This window comes from Streptococcus infantis, assembly GCF_001579645.1.
GTDB lineage: Bacteria > Bacillota > Bacilli > Lactobacillales > Streptococcaceae > Streptococcus > Streptococcus infantis_E.
In genome coordinates this window covers 688,867-706,520 of sequence record NZ_KQ970818.1, presented here as the reverse complement: position 1 = coordinate 706,520, position 17,654 = coordinate 688,867, and the positions used below count along the sequence as shown (strand labels likewise).

22 protein-coding genes are annotated in these 17,654 nt (G+C 37.9%); 14 read left to right on the top strand and 8 right to left on the bottom strand.

Annotated elements, in window-relative coordinates; translation table 11 throughout:
- Positions 1–106 precede the first annotated feature (106 nt).
- From SINDD18_RS03380 to SINDD18_RS03370, 3 genes are read left to right on the top strand one after another with little or no spacing between them, the layout of a single operon-like run.
- A complete protein-coding gene (locus tag SINDD18_RS03380) occupies positions 107–2,236 on the top strand; it encodes a Tex family protein (RefSeq protein ID WP_061863074.1) in 2,130 nt (709 codons plus the stop codon).
- Positions 2,223–2,672: a SprT family protein gene (locus SINDD18_RS03375; RefSeq protein ID WP_061863073.1), complete on the top strand. Its 450-nt coding sequence runs from the start codon at positions 2,223–2,225 to the stop codon at positions 2,670–2,672. Before SINDD18_RS03380 ends, SINDD18_RS03375 begins: the two co-directional genes overlap by 14 nt.
- Before the next feature lie 59 nt (positions 2,673–2,731).
- Positions 2,732–3,004: a PspC domain-containing protein gene (locus SINDD18_RS03370; RefSeq protein WP_045762960.1), complete on the top strand. Its 273-nt coding sequence runs from the start codon at positions 2,732–2,734 to the stop codon at positions 3,002–3,004.
- Between the two features lie 56 nt (positions 3,005–3,060).
- On the opposite strand, the gene SINDD18_RS03365 is transcribed toward SINDD18_RS03370, so the two are convergent.
- Positions 3,061–3,756 carry a VIT1/CCC1 transporter family protein gene (locus SINDD18_RS03365; RefSeq protein ID WP_061863072.1) on the bottom strand — a complete coding sequence of 232 codons (696 nt, stop codon included), beginning with the start codon at positions 3,754–3,756 and terminating at the stop codon, positions 3,061–3,063.
- Between the two features lie 210 nt (positions 3,757–3,966).
- Here SINDD18_RS03365 and SINDD18_RS03360 point away from each other — a divergent pair, with 210 nt between their 5' ends.
- Both SINDD18_RS03360 and radC read left to right on the top strand, forming a co-directional pair.
- Positions 3,967–5,247, top strand: coding sequence for an O-acetylhomoserine aminocarboxypropyltransferase/cysteine synthase family protein (locus SINDD18_RS03360; RefSeq protein WP_061863071.1), 1,281 nt, complete (start codon positions 3,967–3,969; stop codon positions 5,245–5,247).
- 63 nt (positions 5,248–5,310) lie between these two features.
- Positions 5,311–5,991: a RadC family protein gene (gene radC / locus SINDD18_RS03355; RefSeq protein ID WP_061863070.1), complete on the top strand. Its 681-nt coding sequence runs from the start codon at positions 5,311–5,313 to the stop codon at positions 5,989–5,991.
- A 23-nt stretch (positions 5,992–6,014) separates the two neighbouring features.
- On the opposite strand, the gene SINDD18_RS03350 is transcribed toward radC, so the two are convergent.
- From SINDD18_RS03350 to SINDD18_RS03320, 7 genes are all read right to left on the bottom strand, one after another.
- Entirely contained in the window at positions 6,015–6,704 is a 690-nt protein-coding gene (locus SINDD18_RS03350) for a gamma-glutamyl-gamma-aminobutyrate hydrolase family protein (protein WP_061863069.1), read from the bottom strand.
- A gap of 15 nt (positions 6,705–6,719) precedes the next feature.
- On the bottom strand, positions 6,720–7,361 hold the full coding sequence (locus SINDD18_RS03345; RefSeq protein WP_000660647.1) for a redox-sensing transcriptional repressor Rex: 642 nt from the start codon (positions 7,359–7,361) through the stop codon (positions 6,720–6,722).
- 80 nt (positions 7,362–7,441) lie between these two features.
- Entirely contained in the window at positions 7,442–7,657 is a 216-nt protein-coding gene (locus SINDD18_RS03340) for a DUF4649 family protein (RefSeq protein WP_061863068.1), read from the bottom strand.
- Between the two features lie 9 nt (positions 7,658–7,666).
- Positions 7,667–8,014 carry a DUF1831 domain-containing protein gene (locus SINDD18_RS03335; RefSeq protein ID WP_061863067.1) on the bottom strand — a complete coding sequence of 116 codons (348 nt, stop codon included), beginning with the start codon at positions 8,012–8,014 and terminating at the stop codon, positions 7,667–7,669.
- Positions 8,015–8,018: 4 nt separating this feature from the next.
- Positions 8,019–9,134: a cysteine desulfurase family protein gene (locus SINDD18_RS03330; protein WP_061863066.1), complete on the bottom strand. Its 1,116-nt coding sequence runs from the start codon at positions 9,132–9,134 to the stop codon at positions 8,019–8,021.
- A gap of 15 nt (positions 9,135–9,149) precedes the next feature.
- Positions 9,150–10,094, bottom strand: coding sequence for a ribose-phosphate diphosphokinase (locus SINDD18_RS03325; protein ID WP_061863065.1), 945 nt, complete (start codon positions 10,092–10,094; stop codon positions 9,150–9,152).
- Between the two features lie 124 nt (positions 10,095–10,218).
- Positions 10,219–10,788 (bottom strand): CYTH domain-containing protein, encoded by a 570-nt coding sequence (locus tag SINDD18_RS03320; protein WP_061863064.1) that lies wholly within the window; start codon positions 10,786–10,788, stop codon positions 10,219–10,221.
- A 134-nt stretch (positions 10,789–10,922) separates the two neighbouring features.
- On the opposite strand from SINDD18_RS03320, the gene SINDD18_RS03315 reads away from it, so the two are divergent.
- The 9 genes from SINDD18_RS03315 to SINDD18_RS03275 all read left to right on the top strand — a co-directional run bounded on the left by SINDD18_RS03315 (position 10,923) and on the right by SINDD18_RS03275 (position 17,649).
- Complete coding sequence (locus SINDD18_RS03315) at positions 10,923–11,594, top strand: GTP pyrophosphokinase (RefSeq protein ID WP_049529686.1); 672 nt, start codon at positions 10,923–10,925, stop codon at positions 11,592–11,594.
- The gene (locus SINDD18_RS03310) at positions 11,578–12,396 is read left to right on the top strand and encodes an NAD kinase (RefSeq protein ID WP_025171265.1); all 819 of its coding nucleotides are present in this window, start codon (positions 11,578–11,580) and stop codon (positions 12,394–12,396) included. Before SINDD18_RS03315 ends, SINDD18_RS03310 begins: the two co-directional genes overlap by 17 nt.
- Entirely contained in the window at positions 12,393–13,292 is a 900-nt protein-coding gene (locus tag SINDD18_RS03305) for an RluA family pseudouridine synthase (RefSeq protein ID WP_061863063.1), read from the top strand. Before SINDD18_RS03310 ends, SINDD18_RS03305 begins: the two co-directional genes overlap by 4 nt.
- A 15-nt stretch (positions 13,293–13,307) precedes the next feature.
- Positions 13,308–14,282, top strand: a complete 975-nt coding sequence (gene pta / locus SINDD18_RS03300; RefSeq protein WP_061863062.1) for a phosphate acetyltransferase — start codon at positions 13,308–13,310, stop codon at positions 14,280–14,282.
- A gap of 104 nt (positions 14,283–14,386) precedes the next feature.
- Positions 14,387–14,680, top strand: coding sequence for a type II toxin-antitoxin system RelB/ParD family antitoxin (locus SINDD18_RS03295; protein WP_049509199.1), 294 nt, complete (start codon positions 14,387–14,389; stop codon positions 14,678–14,680).
- Positions 14,673–15,011, top strand: coding sequence for a type II toxin-antitoxin system RelE/ParE family toxin (locus SINDD18_RS03290; RefSeq protein ID WP_049509216.1), 339 nt, complete (start codon positions 14,673–14,675; stop codon positions 15,009–15,011). The genes SINDD18_RS03295 and SINDD18_RS03290 overlap by 8 nt, the downstream gene beginning before the upstream one ends.
- Positions 15,012–15,076: 65 nt before the next feature.
- Positions 15,077–15,769 (top strand): YjjG family noncanonical pyrimidine nucleotidase, encoded by a 693-nt coding sequence (locus SINDD18_RS03285; RefSeq protein ID WP_061863061.1) that lies wholly within the window; start codon positions 15,077–15,079, stop codon positions 15,767–15,769.
- 434 nt (positions 15,770–16,203) lie between these two features.
- On the top strand, positions 16,204–17,295 hold the full coding sequence (locus SINDD18_RS03280; protein ID WP_223299852.1) for a hypothetical protein: 1,092 nt from the start codon (positions 16,204–16,206) through the stop codon (positions 17,293–17,295).
- Positions 17,296–17,418: 123 nt separating this feature from the next.
- Entirely contained in the window at positions 17,419–17,649 is a 231-nt protein-coding gene (locus SINDD18_RS03275) for a hypothetical protein (RefSeq protein WP_153014387.1), read from the top strand.
- The last annotated feature ends 5 nt before the right edge of the window (positions 17,650–17,654 follow it).

Sequence of the window (17,654 nt, the reverse complement as noted above, 5' to 3'; positions counted from 1 at the left end):
CTTAATTTTAAATTGTTAAAACGAGTGAATTTTCAATTTCAACAAATACCAAGCTAACTGTGACATTAATGAAAACAAGCTTTCCTGCTTATGGTATAATAGTCTCATGGATAAAAAATATGAAAAAATTTCCCAAGATTTGGGTGTAACCTTAAAGCAAATTGATACGGTTTTGTCTTTGACAGCAGAAGGAGCAACCATTCCCTTTATCGCTCGTTATCGGAAAGACATGACTGGAAGTTTGGATGAGGTGGCTATCAAAGCTATTATCGACCTTGATAAAAGTCTTACCAACCTCAATGACCGTAAGGAAGCTGTTTTGGCAAAAATCAAAGAGCAAGGTAAGTTGACCAAAGAGTTAGAAGAAGCCATCTTAGCTGCTGAAAAACTCGCAGACGTTGAAGAACTCTATCTTCCTTATAAAGAAAAACGTCGCACCAAGGCAACCATTGCCCGTGAGGCAGGACTCTTTCCTCTTGCTCGTTTAATCTTACAAAATGTTTCTGACCTTGAAAAAGAAGCAGAAGCATTTGTCTGTGAAGGTTTCGGTACTCCTCAAGAAGCTTTGGCTGGGGCTGTAGACATCTTGGTTGAAGCACTATCCGAGGATGTTCATTTACGTTCAATGACATATCAAGAGGTACTTAGACGTTCTAAGATTACTTCTCAAGTCAAAGATGAGAGTCTTGATGAAAAGCAAGTCTTTCAGATTTATTACGATTTCTCAGAAACAGTTGCCAACATGCAAGGTTACCGTACGCTTGCCCTTAATCGTGGTGAGAAGCTAGGCATTTTGAAAATTGGCTTTGAGCATGCCACTGATCGTATTCTATCTTTCTTTGCTGCTCGTTTCAAAGTTAAGAACGCCTATATTGACGAAGTTATTCAGCAATCTGTTAAGAAAAAAGTCTTGCCCGCTATTGAGCGTCGTATTCGTACTGAACTAACAGAGAAGGCAGAAGAAGGAGCTATCCAACTCTTCTCTGAAAACCTTCGAAATCTTCTCCTTGTTGCTCCTCTTAAAGGGCGCGTGGTCCTTGGATTTGACCCTGCCTTTCGTACAGGTGCCAAGCTTGCAGTCGTTGATGCGACTGGGAAGATGCTAACAACGCAAGTCATTTATCCCGTCAAACCAGCCTCTGCCCGTCAGATTGAAGAAGCAAAGAAAGATTTGGCAGATTTGATTGGCCAATATGGTGTTGAAATCATTGCCATCGGTAATGGTACTGCTAGTCGTGAGAGTGAAGCCTTCGTCGCTGAAGTACTTAAAGATTTTCCTAAGGTCAGCTATGTCATTGTAAATGAGAGCGGGGCATCAGTCTACTCAGCTAGTGAACTTGCTCGTCAAGAGTTTCCAGAGTTAACTGTTGAAAAACGTTCTGCTATTTCTATTGCTCGTCGCTTGCAAGACCCACTTGCTGAATTGGTTAAAATTGATCCTAAATCCATCGGTGTCGGTCAATATCAGCACGATGTTAGTCAGAAAAAACTGTCTGAAAGTCTTGACTTTGTTGTTGATACAGTAGTGAACCAAGTCGGTGTCAATGTCAATACAGCTAGTCCAGCACTACTGTCACACGTAGCCGGCCTTAATAAAACAATCTCTGAAAATATCGTTAAGTATCGTGAAGAAGAAGGCAAAATCACTTCACGTGCCCAAATCAAGAAAGTTCCTCGCCTAGGTGCTAAGGCCTTTGAGCAAGCTGCTGGCTTCCTCCGTATCCCTGAAAGTTCTAATATCCTTGACAATACAGGAGTTCACCCTGAAAACTATACTGCGGTCAAGGAACTCTTCAAACGCTTGGATATTAAAGACCTAAATGAAGAAGCGCAATCAAAACTCAAATCTGTTTCTATTAAAGAAATGGCTCAAGAGCTAGAACTCGGTCAAGAAACACTTAAAGATATTATCGCTGACCTTCTCAAACCAGGACGTGATTTCCGTGATTCCTTTGATGCTCCAGTCCTTCGTCAGGATGTCTTGGATATCAAAGACTTACAAGTTGGCCAAAAGCTTGAGGGAGTTGTGCGCAACGTCGTTGACTTCGGTGCCTTTGTTGATATCGGTATCCATGAGGATGGTCTCATTCATATCTCTCACATGAGTAAGAAATTTATCAAACATCCGAGTCAAGTAGTTTCGGTTGGCGATTTGGTTACTGTTTGGGTGAAGAAAATCGATGCTGACCGTGAAAAAGTGAATCTGTCGCTCCTAGCTCCTAATGAATCTAACTGATTACGTTAAACAGGTCTCTTTAGAAGATTTTGGAAAACCTTTCAAACATCAAGCTCAGTGGAATACTCGTCTACGGTCGACAGGTGGGCGATTTTTCCCAAAAGATGGTCATTTGGATTTCAATCCCAAAGTATATCAAGAACTTAGTTTAGAGGTTTTTCGTAAAATTGTTCGTCATGAGCTCTGCCATTATCATCTTTATTTCGAAGGTAAAGGCTATCAGCATAAGGATTTAGCCTTTAAGCAACTTTTAAAAGAGGTCGACGGTCTCCGCTTTGTTCCTCCCTTATCAAGTGCCAATCAAAAGCCGAACTTAGTCTATACTTGTCAGACTTGTCAGCAAATCTATCAAAGAAAGCGAAAAATCGATACCAAGCGTTATCGTTGTGGTCTCTGTCGTGGAAAGCTCCTCTTGTTAAATCGGCCTAAGGACTGATGTAGCAAATCTAGCTTAGTGCTATACTAAGATTAAGAAATCCGAAAGAGGAATAAATTATGAATACAAAATTTTATAAAATGAGAAGAAATCGTATGGTATCAGGTGTACTTGCAGGTCTATCTGATAAGTGGAATCTTGATGTAACCCTAGTTCGTTTCCTTTTTGCAATCTTTACAATCGCAAACTTTGGTCTCGGAATCATTATCTACATTATCTTAGCTTCGATCCTACCAACAAAAGAAGATATCGAAGCTGAAATGTATGGAACAGGCCCACGCAAGATCAAAGAAGCCCAGCCTATCAATGATGACGAAGGTTGGTTTTGGTAAATCAAATTAACTGTCTATATTTTGATAGCAAAAAAAGATACCGAGCGGTATCTTTTTTAAATACTAAACAACTGTCCTAATAGATAGGTAACTCCCATGGTCAACAAACCGATACAGAGGTTACGAATCATGGCTGTTTTTGTGGGGGCTTTCCCGAGTTTAGCACTAGTGTAGCCGGTAACTAATAGAGAAATCGCTACGATAAAGACAGTAGCAGGGATTCGATAGTCACTTGGGAAAACAGTAATCGAAAGCATGGGCGGAAGACTTCCAAGGACAAAGGCGATGAAGCTAGATGCAGCAGCATGCCAGGGATTGGTGAATTCCTCATACTCGATTCCGTACTTTTCCTCAACTAAGGCTTTGAGAGGGTTTTTGAGAAATGCCTTGTTGGTTAAGAGCTGGGCTGATGTTTCACACTCACCATTTTGAAGATAGGCTGCGTAGAGTGATTTTTTAGCAGCTTCCATATCTTTATCTAAAAGTAATTGTTCTCGAGCTACAGCGGCTTCCTCCGTGTCTTTTTGAGTAGATACGGATACATACTCGCCACCAGCCATAGAAAAGGCACCAGCAAGAATTGCGGCTAATCCTGAGAGGAAGATAATCCAGATATTGTTAGTCGCACTGGCAACCCCAATAACAACTCCAGCGATAGAGATGATTCCATCATTTGCGCCCAGTACACCAGCACGCAAGATATTTAAACGGCCAGCAAAGTTTGTATCAATTTCATGTGTAATTTCTGACATAGTTTTCTCCTTCCTGTCCATTATAAAGTAAAGAGGAAGTGAATACAAACTTTTTAAACTATCTGAAAAAAGTTCTACAATTCTAATTTTAGACAAAGTAAATAGAAGTAGCCATAGCTATTTCTTATGCCAAGATATAACAAAGTTGTATTTGTAACCTATTCTAATAGGTGATACAATGAACCTAATGAAATCTTTGGAGGTCTAAATATGACTCGTGAATTTAAATTTGAAACTCTTCAATTGCATGCAGGACAAGTGGTAGATGCTACCACCAAGTCTCGTGCTGTCCCTATTTATCAAACAACATCTTTTGTATTTGAAGATACACAGGAGGGTGCAGACCTTTTTGCCCTTCAAAAAGCTGGAAATATCTATACTCGTATTACCAATCCAACAACTTCAGCCTTTGAAGAGCGTATTGCAGCACTGGAAGGCGGTGTTGGTGCACTTGCAACAGCTTCTGGGATGGCAGCTCTTACCTACACAATTTTAGGACTGGCTCACGCAGGAGACCATGTGGTTGCAGCTTCAACTATTTACGGTGGGACCTTTAACCTTTTGAAAGAAACCCTTCCTCGATACGGAATCACCACAACTTTTGTTGATATTGATAATCTAGAAGAGGTAGAAGCAGCGATTAAAGATAATACCAAGCTTGTCTTGATTGAAACCTTGGGTAATCCGGTTATCAACATTCCTGATATTGAAAAAATAGCTGAAATTGCTCATAAACATCAAATTCCTTTGGTCGCAGACAATACTTTTGCAACACCTTATCTTATCAATGTCTTTTCACATGGTGTAGACATTGCAGTTCACTCAGCAACTAAGTTTATCGGCGGTCACGGTACAACTATTGGTGGTGTCATCGTTGATAGCGGCAAATTTGACTGGGCTGCTTCAGGAAAATTCCCTCAATTAGTCGAAGAAGATCCAAGCTACCACAATATCAGTTATACTCGTGATGTTGGTGCTGCAGCCTTTATCGTTGCTGCTCGCGTGCAATTGCTTCGCGATATGGGAGCTGCCCTTTCACCATTTAACTCATTCTTGCTCTTACAAGGTCTTGAAACTCTTTCTCTTCGTGTTGAACGCCATGTTCAAAATGCTGAGAAAATCGTAGATTTCCTTGTGAACCATCCAAAGGTTGAAAAGGTCAACTATCCAAAACTTCCAGATAGTCCTTACCATGCCTTGGCTGAAAAATACTTACCAAAAGGTGTTGGTTCAATCTTTACCTTCCACGTTAAAGGTGGAGAAGCAGAAGCACGTAAAGTGATTGACAACTTGGAAATCTTTTCAAACTTAGCCAATGTAGCAGATGCTAAATCATTGGTGGTTCATCCCGCAACTACAACACATGCTCAGTTGTCAGACTCTGATTTAGAAGCAGCAGGAGTAACAAAAAATCAAATTCGTCTCTCTATCGGTCTTGAAAATGTTGACGATTTGATTGAAGATTTGCGACTAGCGCTTGAAAAAATCTAAAAATAACTAGTTTTTATCGAATTAAGCATCCTTCTCACGAATAATAAAGTGAGGAGGATTTTTATGTATAGTATTTCATTTCAAGAAGATTCGCTCTTGCCAAGGGAACGCTTGGTGACAGAAGGAGTAGAGAGTTTGAGTAATCAGGAATTACTAGCCATTTTATTACGAACAGGAACTCGTCAATCTACCGTTTTTGAAATTGCACAGAAAGTATTGTCTCAATTAAACAGTTTAACTGAGTTAAAAAAAATGACCTTGCAAGAACTGCAGAGTTTATCAGGTATCGGTAGAGTGAAGGCTATTGAACTGCAAGCAATGATTGAGCTTGGAAGTCGTATTCACAAACATGAAACCATTGAGGCAGAGAGCATTCTTAGTAGTCAAAGACTGGCTAAAAAGATGCAAGCTGAACTGGGAGATAAAAAACAAGAGCACCTAGTGGCGCTCTATCTGAATACACAAAATCAAATTATTCATCAGCAAACCATTTTTATTGGATCTGCTACTAGAAGTATTGCGGAACCAAGGGAAATTCTTCACTATGCCTTAAAGCATATGGCAACATCCGTGATTCTGGTTCATAATCATCCATCTGGTGCTGTTATGCCAAGTAGAAATGATGACCATGTTACAAAACTTGTTAAAGAAGCCTGCGAATTAATGGGTTTGGTCTTATTGGACCATCTCATTGTTTCACATTCCGATTATTTTAGTTACCGTGAGAAGACGGATCTGATTTAAAAAACCTGTATATGATACAGGTTTTACAATTCATTGATGACATAGTCGAAAAGTGTTTTATCTTTGGGGCGATTTTCAAAAAGAAATTCCGGATGCCATTGAACACCGAGGTAAGGGAAACCATCAGTCGTTGTCACAGCCTCGATAATTCCATCTTTAGGATCATGAGCGACAACCTTTAGATTTGGAGCAAGGTCTTTAATGCTCTGATGGTGGAAAGAGTTGATATGAGAGATTTCTCCGTAGATTTCTCGAAGAATAGTATCAGGCTCAGTGACTAAACGTTGAGTTGTATACTCAGCTGAAGTATCCTGCCAATGTTCTTCAATATCTTGATAAAGAGTTCCTCCCATAGCCACATTAAAGAGCTGGGTGCCTCGACAAACAGAAAAAATGGGTTTCTTCTGTTTAATAGCTTCTTTTATAAGAGCTAGCTCAAAAATATCTCTCTGAAGGTGGTAGTCATCGCTATCGATCATTTTAGGTTCACCGTAGAACTTTGGATCGACATTTTGTCCACCAGTTAAAATGAGTTTATCAATCAAGCCAATGTAGTAACTGGCCATTTCTTGATCACCAATTGGTAGGATAATGGGAATTCCCCCAGCTTCCTTGACTCCTTCAACAAAGCCCTTTGCAGCATAGCTCATCATTAGCTCATCATCAGGATGAGCTTTTTCGTTTCCTGTAATCCCAATAACTGGTTTTTTCATAAATGCTTACGCTTTCTAATCCTCTTTTCTCATGAAATAGAGGAGAGTTTGCAATTCACTAGTTAAATCCACATATTGAGCCACCACATCTTTTGGTAGTTGGAGATGAACGGGTGAAAAGCTTAAAATACCTTTAATACCTGCTTCGACAAGGAGATTAGCTACTTCTTGTGATTTGACACTCGGAACAGTTAAGATTGCAGTTTTTACATCTGCATTTTTTATTTTATCCTTGATTTGGGAAATTCCATAAATTGGAATTCCATCGGGAGTTTTCGTCCCAACTTCAGGATGATCATCCAAATCAAAAGCCATAATAATTTTCATTTTGTTTCGTTCATGGAAACGATAGTGAAGGAGAGCGTGCCCCATATTACCAATACCCACCAACATAACATTTGTAATAGAATTATCATTTAGAAGATCAGCAAAAAACGTCATTAGTTTTTTGACATCGTAGCCAAATCCACGGCGACCAAGTTCACCAAAGTAGGAAAAATCTCGTCTAACGGTAGCAGAATCAATACCAATGGCCTCGGCAATTTGTTTTGAGTTGGCTCTTTCAATCTTTTCTGCATGAAATCTTTTAAAGATACGATAATAAAGAGAAAGTCTCTTTGCTGTTGCTTTTGGAATAGCAGACTGTTTTTCTTTCACAAAATCACAACCTTTCTAAATACTATTTTATAGAAAGATTGTGAAAAAATCAACAAAAATAAGAAAAAACTAAGAAAATCTTAGTTTATCTTTGTAAAATCATAGTGATATAGAAAACGATAGAGATTTCCTAGAAGTCCCTGATAGATTTCTTCTCCCTTATAGGTAAGAGAAGTAATGACGGTCGTATCTGGAAGAGTCACACATCCTGAAAGTGACAACATGAGTGCTTCGTAATCTTCGTATTCTAAAATGCGATCGACTTGATAGGTATCCTTATAGGTTAATCGAAACATAGGGACCTTCTATCTTTCGATTTTAGTGAAGACACCACGCTCCACAAGACTGTTCATCAAGAAGTAGAATTTCTCTTGGTGGATATGAGTTTCTTCTGACTTAAAGATATCAACCAAACGTAGACCAAATTTATCAGTGATGTTGATTTTTGCACCAGTTAAGTCTTTGTTGATGATAATCTTAAGTTGGAAACCTTCCCCACTATTTGGAACCTTCTCAAGAAGGCGTGTTAGTTCATAGTTACCAACCTTTGTTTCAAAAAAAGTGTTATCTTTTAGAGTAAACTTTTTGACAGTTGGACTGATTGTGTAATCGTAACGGCAATTTTTGAGACTAATAGTTTTTTCGAATGCCATTGAGTTATCCTCCAATGATTTCTTTTAGAGTTTGTGCGAGGGTGATCATTTCTTGCTCTGTATTTTGAGGTGAAATGCTGACGCGAACGGATTCGTGTAAGCGAGGAGAGTCCTCTCCGTAGAAAGCCTGAAGAACATGACTAACCTGAACGACGCCTGCAGTACAAGCAGAACCAGTTGAAATAGAAATCCCTTCAAGATCCAGACGAAGGAGTAGTAGATCATTTCGTTGACCTGGAAATCCGATATTAAGGACATAAGGTAGCTGGTCTTTTCCTTGATTGAGGTAATAGTCTGTCTCAGCCATTTCCTTTAAGAAGGTGTCTTTTAGTTGTTGAACCTTTTCAAAGTTTTGTGCTTGGTTTTCAAGATCATCCTTTAGAGCTGCTACCATTCCTACAATGGCAGGAAGATTTTCTGTTCCTGCTCTTTTTTTCTGCTCTTGATCACCACCATGAAGGTAGGAATCAAAATCTGTAGATGCAGCATAGAGAAAACCAACTCCTTTTGGACCATAAAATTTGTGTGCAGAAGCGCTGAGAAAATCAATTCCCAATTTTTCGGGAAGAATTTCTAATTTACCAATTGCCTGAACTGCATCGACATGATAGACGGCTGGATGATTTTTTAGAACCTCACCAATTTCAGCAATAGGTAATAGTGTACCAGTTTCATTATTGGCAAACATAGTAGAAACAAGAATGGTATCTTCACGCAGTGCTTTTTTGACTTGGTCTGCAGTGATTTCTTGATTTTCAGGCTGTAAAATAGTCACTTCAAAACCGAAATTTTCAACCAAGTATTTGATGGGTTCTAGAACAGCATGGTGCTCAATCGCAGTAGTGATAATGTGCTTCCCACGATTTTGATGGCGAAGGCAGTAGCCGATGATAGCAGTATTATTGCTTTCAGTACCACCAGTTGTAAAGAATATATGTTGTGGCTTTGTTCCTAGTAAACTAGCTAGTTCTTGACGAGCTTCTCGTAATAGTTTACCTGCTTGGCGCCCATGGCCATGAATACTAGAAGGGTTGCCATAAGTTTCTTGCATGACTTGTGTCATTGCTGAGATAGCTACTGAAGACATCGGAGTCGTTGCAGCATTATCCAAATAAATCAAAAACTCACCTAATTTCTATTTAAATAGTGGACTAACTGGTTTTCTTTCATGAATACGAACCATAGCATCACCAATCAATTCGCTAGCAGTGATGTATTGCACGTTTTTAGGTTTTCTACTTTCTGTCAAAACAGAATCTGTAACCAAGATTTCCTTAATATTTGTTGCATCTAATAACTCTGCAGCACCGTTAACGAACAGGCCATGACTTGAAACCGCATAGATTTCAGTTGCGCCGTCACGTTCTAAGATTTTAGCAGCTTCAGAGAAGGTACGGCCAGTGTTCAGAATGTCATCGATCAAGATTGCCTTTTTACCTTCGACATCTCCGATGATGTAACCTTGGCTGCGTTCAGAATCATCTTGTGCATAATCAATGATGGCAATTGGAGCATCTAGGTATTCTGCAAGACTACGCGCACGTTTTACACCAGAGTTTTTAGGACTGACAACAACCACATCTGAACCAGTCAAACCTTTATCGCAGTAATGTTTTGCAAAAAGTGGAATTGTATAGAGGTTATCTACAGGAATGTCAAAGAATCCTTGAACCTGACCGGCATGGAGGTCAAGAGTCAATACACGACTAACTCCAGCTTTGACCAACATATTTGCAACCAGTTTTGCTGTAAGTGGTTCGCGTGAAGAAGCGATACGGTCTTGGCGAGCGTAGCCGAAGTATGGAAGTACAACGTTAATGGTATTAGCGCTAGCACGAACACAAGCATCAACCATAATCAAAAGTTCCATCAAGTGGTTATTTACTGGATAACTAGTTGATTGGATAATATAAACATCGTATCCACGAACACTTTCCTCAATATTAACCTGGATCTCACCATCTGAAAATTGGCGTGATGATACTTTTCCAAGTGGAACACCTGCAGCATCTGCAATTCTTTGAGCAATTTCCTGGTTGGAAGATAGTGCGAAAAGTTTCATGTTTTTTGTATCTGACATCGATAAACCGTCCTCTTTAAACTAAGTGAATAGCTGTAGTGAAACACTTTTAGTGATAAATGCTCTCTACAACAGATTCCATTATTTTTCATCCCTTTTATTTTATCAAAAAAAGAAGATTATTTCAGTATTTTTTCATATTTTCTATAAAACGAACCAATTTGGAAGGAGCTTTTTTGTAATGGATTTCATTGGCTTGTAAAAATTCTTGGAAATCAAGACTTCCTTGGTTGCCATCTTCCACTTCTAATTCAAGCTCATAGTCAACAATATCAAAGTATTGGCTTTGATCAAGAGCCATGAGTCCGATAGGAGTTTGCTTTTCGTAACGAACTGTAGTTAGGCAACCTAGAACTACCCAGCCACTGGTTGAAAGTCCATGGCTAGTCAATTCGTCAAGAATCATTCCTTGTGGAAGTTTACATTCTTTAAGACAATGGTTTGCTTCCTCAAGGCTGAGATCTTGATTGTACTCCATATTTCCAACTTTTTGTGGGATTTTTATGGTCAATTCAGCGCTATTTTCAAAAGTACGAATGCGCATAGCGATTTTATGTTTACGAAGGTAAAAATCGGGCGTGTCTAGGTAGTAATTTTTTTGTGTAATAGGTTTGACTCCTGAAAAGTGCTCCTGCAATCTTTGATATTCGTCCTTGTTTAGAAGTGTTTTCATTTCAATTTCTAAATGTTTCATTTTTTTTACTTTTTCCTTATCTTTGAAAGCGATTGTATGGTATAATAAGCATTGTATTTATTGTATAAGATTTTTCCTAGAAAATCAAAAACTAGATAAATCGAAGTGTATAGAGAATTGGATGAAAAAGATATATGATTACAGAATGGGAAGAATTTTTAGATCCTTACATTCAGGCTGTCGGAGAGCTGAAGATAAAACTCCGAGGTATTCGAAAACAATACCGCAAACAAAATAAACATTCTCCAATTGAGTTTGTAACTGGTCGAGTCAAACCAATCGAAAGTATAAAAGAAAAAATGGCTCGTCGAGGGATTGGGTATGATACGCTTGAACAGGACTTGCAAGATATTGCAGGTTTACGCGTCATGGTTCAATTTGTAGATGACGTGAGCGAGGTTGTTGCCATCCTTCGTAAGAGGCAAGACATGAGAGTGGTACAAGAACGCGACTACATTACTCATCGAAAGGCTTCAGGCTATCGTTCTTACCATTTGATTATTGAGTATACAGTGGACACGATCAAGGGGGCAAGAACGATTCTGGTGGAGATTCAGATTCGTACCTTGGCTATGAATTTCTGGGCTACCATCGAGCATTCTCTCAATTATAAATATCAAGGGGATTTTCCAGAAGAAATTAAGAAACGCTTGGAAATCACAGCAAGGATATCCCACCAATTGGATGAAGAAATGAGTAAAATTCGTGATGATATCCAGGAAGCACAGGCACTCTTTGATCCATTGCATAGAAAGTTAAATGACGGGGTAGGTAATAGTGACGATACCGATGAAGAATACAGGTAAACGAATTGATCTAATCGCTAATCGCAAACCTCAAAGTCAAAGAGTCTTATATGAATTAAGAGATCGACTTAAAAAGAATAACTTTATATTAAATGATAAACATCCCGATATCGTGATTTCCATAGGTGGGGATGGGATGCTTTTGTCTGCTTTTCACAAGTATGAAGACCAGCTGGATAAGGTTCGCTTCGTTGGTGTTCACACAGGTCATTTAGGCTTCTATACGGATTACCGTGATTTTGAACTAGATCAACTGCTTACTAATCTACAGTTGGATACTGGGGCTCGTGTGTCTTACCCGCTGTTAAATGTAAAGATATTTTTGGAAAATGGAGAAGTGAAAATTTTCCGAGCTTTGAATGAGGCTAGCATTCGGAGAGCTGATAGGACTATGGTTGCCGATATTATCATTAACCAAGTGCCATTTGAACGTTTTAGAGGAGATGGCCTGACGGTATCGACGCCAACTGGCAGTACAGCCTATAATAAATCTCTTGGTGGAGCTGTTTTACATCCTACCATTGAAGCACTTCAATTGACAGAAATTGCGAGTCTTAACAATCGTGTCTACAGAACCTTAGGTTCTTCTATTATTGTGCCTAAGAAGGATAAGATAGAATTGATACCAACTCGTAATGACTATCATACGATTTCTGTTGACAATAGCATTTATTCTTACCGTAATATTGAAAGAATAGAATACCAGATAGACCATCATAAGATTCATTTTGTAGCAACACCAAGCCATACTAGTTTTTGGAATCGTGTCAAAGATGCCTTTATTGGTGAGGTGGATGAATGAGGTTTGAATTTATTGCTGACGAACACGTCAAGGTAAAGACATTTTTGAAAAAGCATGAAGTCTCTAAAGGTTTACTGGCCAAAATCAAGTTTCGAGGTGGAGATATTCGCGTAAACGGTCATCCACAAAATGCAACCTATCTCTTAGATATTGGGGATGTGGTTGTCATCGACATTCCTCCTGAGGAAGGTTTCGAGACACTGGAAGCAATTAATTATCCACTGGATATTCTGTTTGAGGATGATCATTTCTTAATTCTAAACAAACCCTTTGGTGTGGCATCAATTCCGAGCGTCAATCATTCCAATACCATCGCTAACTTTATCAAGGGCTATTATGTGAAACAGAACTATGAAAATCAGCAGGTTCACATTGTAACCAGACTAGATCGCGATACTTCGGGTCTCATGCTTTTTGCTAAACATGGTTATGCTCATGCTAGACTAGACAAGCAGTTGCAAAAGAAAGCCATTGAAAAGCGCTATTTTGCTCTGGTTAAAGGAGATGGGTTTCTGGAACCTCAAGGTGAAATTATTGCCCCGATTGCCCGTGACGAAGATTCCATTATCACTAGACGAGTGGCAAAAGGTGGTAAATATGCCCATACTTCCTATCGAATAGTGCAGTCTTATGGCGATATTCATCTGGTTGATATTCGACTACATACGGGAAGGACACACCAGATTCGTGTTCATTTCTCTCATATCGGTTTCCCTTTGCTTGGCGATGACCTCTATGGTGGTAGTCTTGAATATGGCATAGAGCGTCAAGCTCTGCATTGCCATTACTTATCGTTTTATCATCCTTTTCTTGAAGAGCAGTTGGAGATGGAAAGTCCACTGCCGGATGATTTCAACACTCTTATAACTCAGTTATCAAATAATAATTTATCTTAAAAGGAGTCAAAACTCATGGAAGTTTTTGAAAGTTTAAAAGCCAACCTAGTTGGCAAAAATGTACGTATTGTCTTGCCTGAAGGTGAAGAACCACGTATTCTTCAAGCGACCAAACGTATCGTAAAAGAAACAGAAGTTATCCCGGTCCTACTTGGAAATCCTGATAAAATTAAAATCTATCTTGAAATCGAAGGAATCATGGATGGTTATGAAGTCATCGACCCAGCCCACTATCCTCAATTCGAAGACATGGTAGCATCACTTGTAGAACGTCGAAAAGGAAAAATGACTGAAGATGAAGCTCGCGATATCTTGATTAAAGACGTGAACTATTTTGGTGTTATGTTGGTTTATATGTCCTTGGTAGATGGTATGGTATCAGGAGCAAATCACTCTACTGCGGCAACTGTTCGCCCAGCCCTTCAAATCATTAAAACTCGTCCGAATGTTAGCCGTACTTCTGGTGCCTTCATTATGGTTCGTGGTACTGAACGTTACCTCTTTGGTGACTGTGCCATCAACATCAATCCTGATGCTGAAGCTTTGGCAGAGATTGCGATTAACTCTGCAATTACAGCTAAGATGTTCGGTATCGAACCAAAAATCGCTATGCTAAGCTATTCAACTAAAGGTTCTGGTTTTGGTGAAAGCGTTGATAAAGTTGTTGAAGCGACTAAGATTGCTCATGATCTTCGTCCTGACCTTGAAATTGATGGTGAATTGCAATTTGATGCTGCCTTCGTTCCAGAAACAGCTGCTCTCAAGGCGCCAGGAAGCAAGGTTGCTGGACAAGCAAACGTCTTTATCTTCCCAGGTATCGAAGCAGGAAATATTGGCTACAAGATGGCAGAACGTCTCGGTGGCTTTGCAGCAGTTGGTCCAGTATTGCAAGGTTTGAACAAACCAGTTAATGACCTTTCTCGTGGATGTAACTCAGATGACGTCTTCAAACTTACACTAATCACAGCAGCACAAGCTGTACACCAATAAAATACAAGATAGCTCCTTTTCTGTTAAAGGAGCTTTTCGTTGAATTTCAAATCTAAAGATGATAAAATGTATTTACAAATCATCTTTACAAAGAGGTATTAATCATGGCAAGTACTCAACCTGTTAATTTTAGAGCAGATTCGACTTTTTACCAACAAACGAAAGAAATCTTAGCTGATGAAAAGTTAACCCTATCAGATATTTTTAATGCTGCACTTCGTAAAATTGCGACAGGTGCAGTTGATCCTAAAGAGTTCGTATTTAGTGATTTACAAGAGACTCAATATCAGGTTGCTTTTGAAGACTTGAAAAAGGAAATCTTGATGGGACATCAAGAAATTGAGCAAGGTAAACTAACGTCTTTGGCAGATGTAAGAAAGGAATTTGGACTTGACTAATCATAAGCGTTACCATGTTTCTCTTACGGATCAAGCTAAGAAAGACTTGAGAGAAATACATGATTATATTGTACTGAATTTTTACAGCCAGCAATCTGCCGATAGTAAACTAGACCTTATTCTAACGGCACTAGAAACTTTAGAAACCTTTCCAGAAGCATGTCCTTTGGTTTCAAGTCGAGGTTATGGTGAATTAACAGATGACGGAAAACGTTATCGATATATGCCAATTGAAAATTACTTAGCTTTTTATTATATCGACAAATATGAGGTTTATGTCTCCAGAATTTTAAATTCCAAGCAGAATTGGGCTAAGCTATTCAATAAGTAAAGATAAAATTTTTTTGAATCGTTTAGTCCCACTCTTTGTCCCCCCAAGAAAGGAAGTTTTTAAAATTGAAATACAAATTTCTATTATTCGACCTCGACCACACACTACTCGATTTTGATGCTGCCGAGGATGTTGCCTTAGACTTTCTACTCGCTGAGGAAGGAGTAGAGGATATCCAAACTTACAAAGATTATTATGTGCCCATGAACAAAGCCCTTTGGAAGGATTTGGAACAGAAAAAAATTACAAAGGCTGAGTTAATTAACACTCGTTTTGAAAAATTGTTTGCTCATTTTGGTATTGAAAAAGATGGGTCCTACTTAGCAGAGCGCTACCAGTTTTTCCTTTCAAAACAGGGGCAGACTTACCTAGGTGTGGAAGATTTATTAAAAAATTTGATAAAACAAGGCTATGAGCTCTATGCTGCGACAAATGGAATTACCCTTATTCAAACAGGACGTTTAGAGCAATCTGGTATCGCACCATTTTTCAAGGAGATTTTCATTTCAGAACAGCTTCATACTCAAAAACCAGACGCTGAATTTTATGAGAAAATTGGAGCTCGCATCCCTAACTTTGATAAAAATCATGCCCTTATGATTGGTGATTCCTTATCAGCTGATATTCAGGGTGGAAATAATGCTGGCATCGATACCATCTGGTACAATCCTCATCATCTGGAAAATAAAACCCAAGCCCAGCCAACTTATGAAGTTCATTCTTACAAAGATTTGCTGAATTGTTTGGGGGAACTTTAAAAATTACAAAATATAAAAGGTTCTGGAAAACATGGTGCATGGAGTTCAAGAAATTTTGGTAATGTTTTGAAAACGTTTTATTTTTTGATATAATAAATCATACAAGGATATAATGACAAGAATATTGTGATTGTTATGTATCGTTAAGTTCTCAATGGTCATTGAAGTGATAGTGCTGTTTATCAAATAGGTGTTAAAAAAGGGCATCAAAGCTAGTCAATCATTTGCCTATTAACCTGCTAGACAAATTGAAAAGCCTTATAACCAAGAATTTTCAATAGTGATACTAGTAACAAATTTTACTCTTCTCAGTTAGTTTCACCAGGGATTAGTGTGTGACTGGAGTAGATGTAGGTACCTGAGATTAGGTTTATGCTATTCATTTGTTTGAACGTCTTAATTGGTAGAAACAAACGATATAGGAGCAAATCAGTATGATATTGAAAAGAAATAAAAGAGCCATGAACTTCATGTTGATGATTATAAGTGCTTGTTGCTGCCTTATTTCTCTAAGTGCCTGTCAGTCAAATAAGGTAAATTCGGTAGATGATTATAAAATGGCTATCTGGGATAGCGATAAAATAGCTGTATTTGATGATTATGATTTAAATGAGTTCAAGGGTAATATAGCCAGAAAAGAAAAATATATCTATTGGGCAGAAAGTTTTTCGGAAGCAGGATCCTATTCAACTGCAAAAACAAAAGATACCTCAGGTCTAAAAAGATATGTATCTAGAATTAATAAGGAAAATTTAAGTGAAACATTTAAATTAGCAGAAGGAAATGATGCTTACGCATCCATAACAGATGGGGATTATTTATATGCAACTGCTGTCTTTACAGATAGAATTGAATTTTATAAATATGATAACAATTTAGAGGTTGTCACTAATGTTACCATGAAAAATGATGGTCAACTAAATGCCAGTCAACAGTTTGTTATTATAGATAATTATTTATACTTACTTGTAAGCACATTGGATTTATCTACTCAAGTTCCTAATGTCGAAATTTGGAAAATGGATAAAGAGTTCAACATCGTGGAAAAATATAATCTAAACGAAACATCAGCATATATGAGAATGGTTAATGTAGGTGATGTCTTGTATATTGTGGAATCACTTGATGGACGTAATTCTAATGGGGAATATAAGTCAGGAAATAAATTATTGGTTTTTGATTTAAAGAGTCAAAACAAGAATTATATCGATATTCCTGATAAGTATCCAACAAATATTCACTATGATGCTAAAAATAACCAATTGATTATAGAGAATGAGGGAATGTATAATGGTGAATTTTCCTTTACTACAGTCAATCTAGACAATTTAGAAAAAGATATTATTCATCTGGACGGCTTTAGTACAGAGCAATATATTGCACCTTATTTTACATTTAAAAACAACATCTATTATTTTTTATTTAATGATTCTCTGGTTAAATATGATATTGTTGATAAGAAACAAACCATTATCAATCTAGAAAAATATAAGATAAAAGACGCACATTATTTGATTGTTAAATAGTTTATTTAGAAAGTTTTAGAAATAAAAGTTTAATCTAAAGGATCTAATAAAGTATAATTCTAGTAATCTAGTTTATTACAGATGATATAGAAAATTCTGAAAGGAAAAGATTTGAAATATTTTATGATTGTTTTTGAAATGCTTAGCTATCTTTCTGATTGGGGGAGTTGCTGTAGTGCGGCTTCTGGAGGATTTGATTACTATAAACAAAAATCAAGTGATGAGTTTAAGATAAGCGTTGTAAAGGAATTGAATAAAAGATTTGATGAAAAACTTAATACTCGAACAGAATTGATTATTGATGAAATAGACAAAGAATTTATCCTTTCTAATATAAGAAATGGAGTTGAATAAAGGGG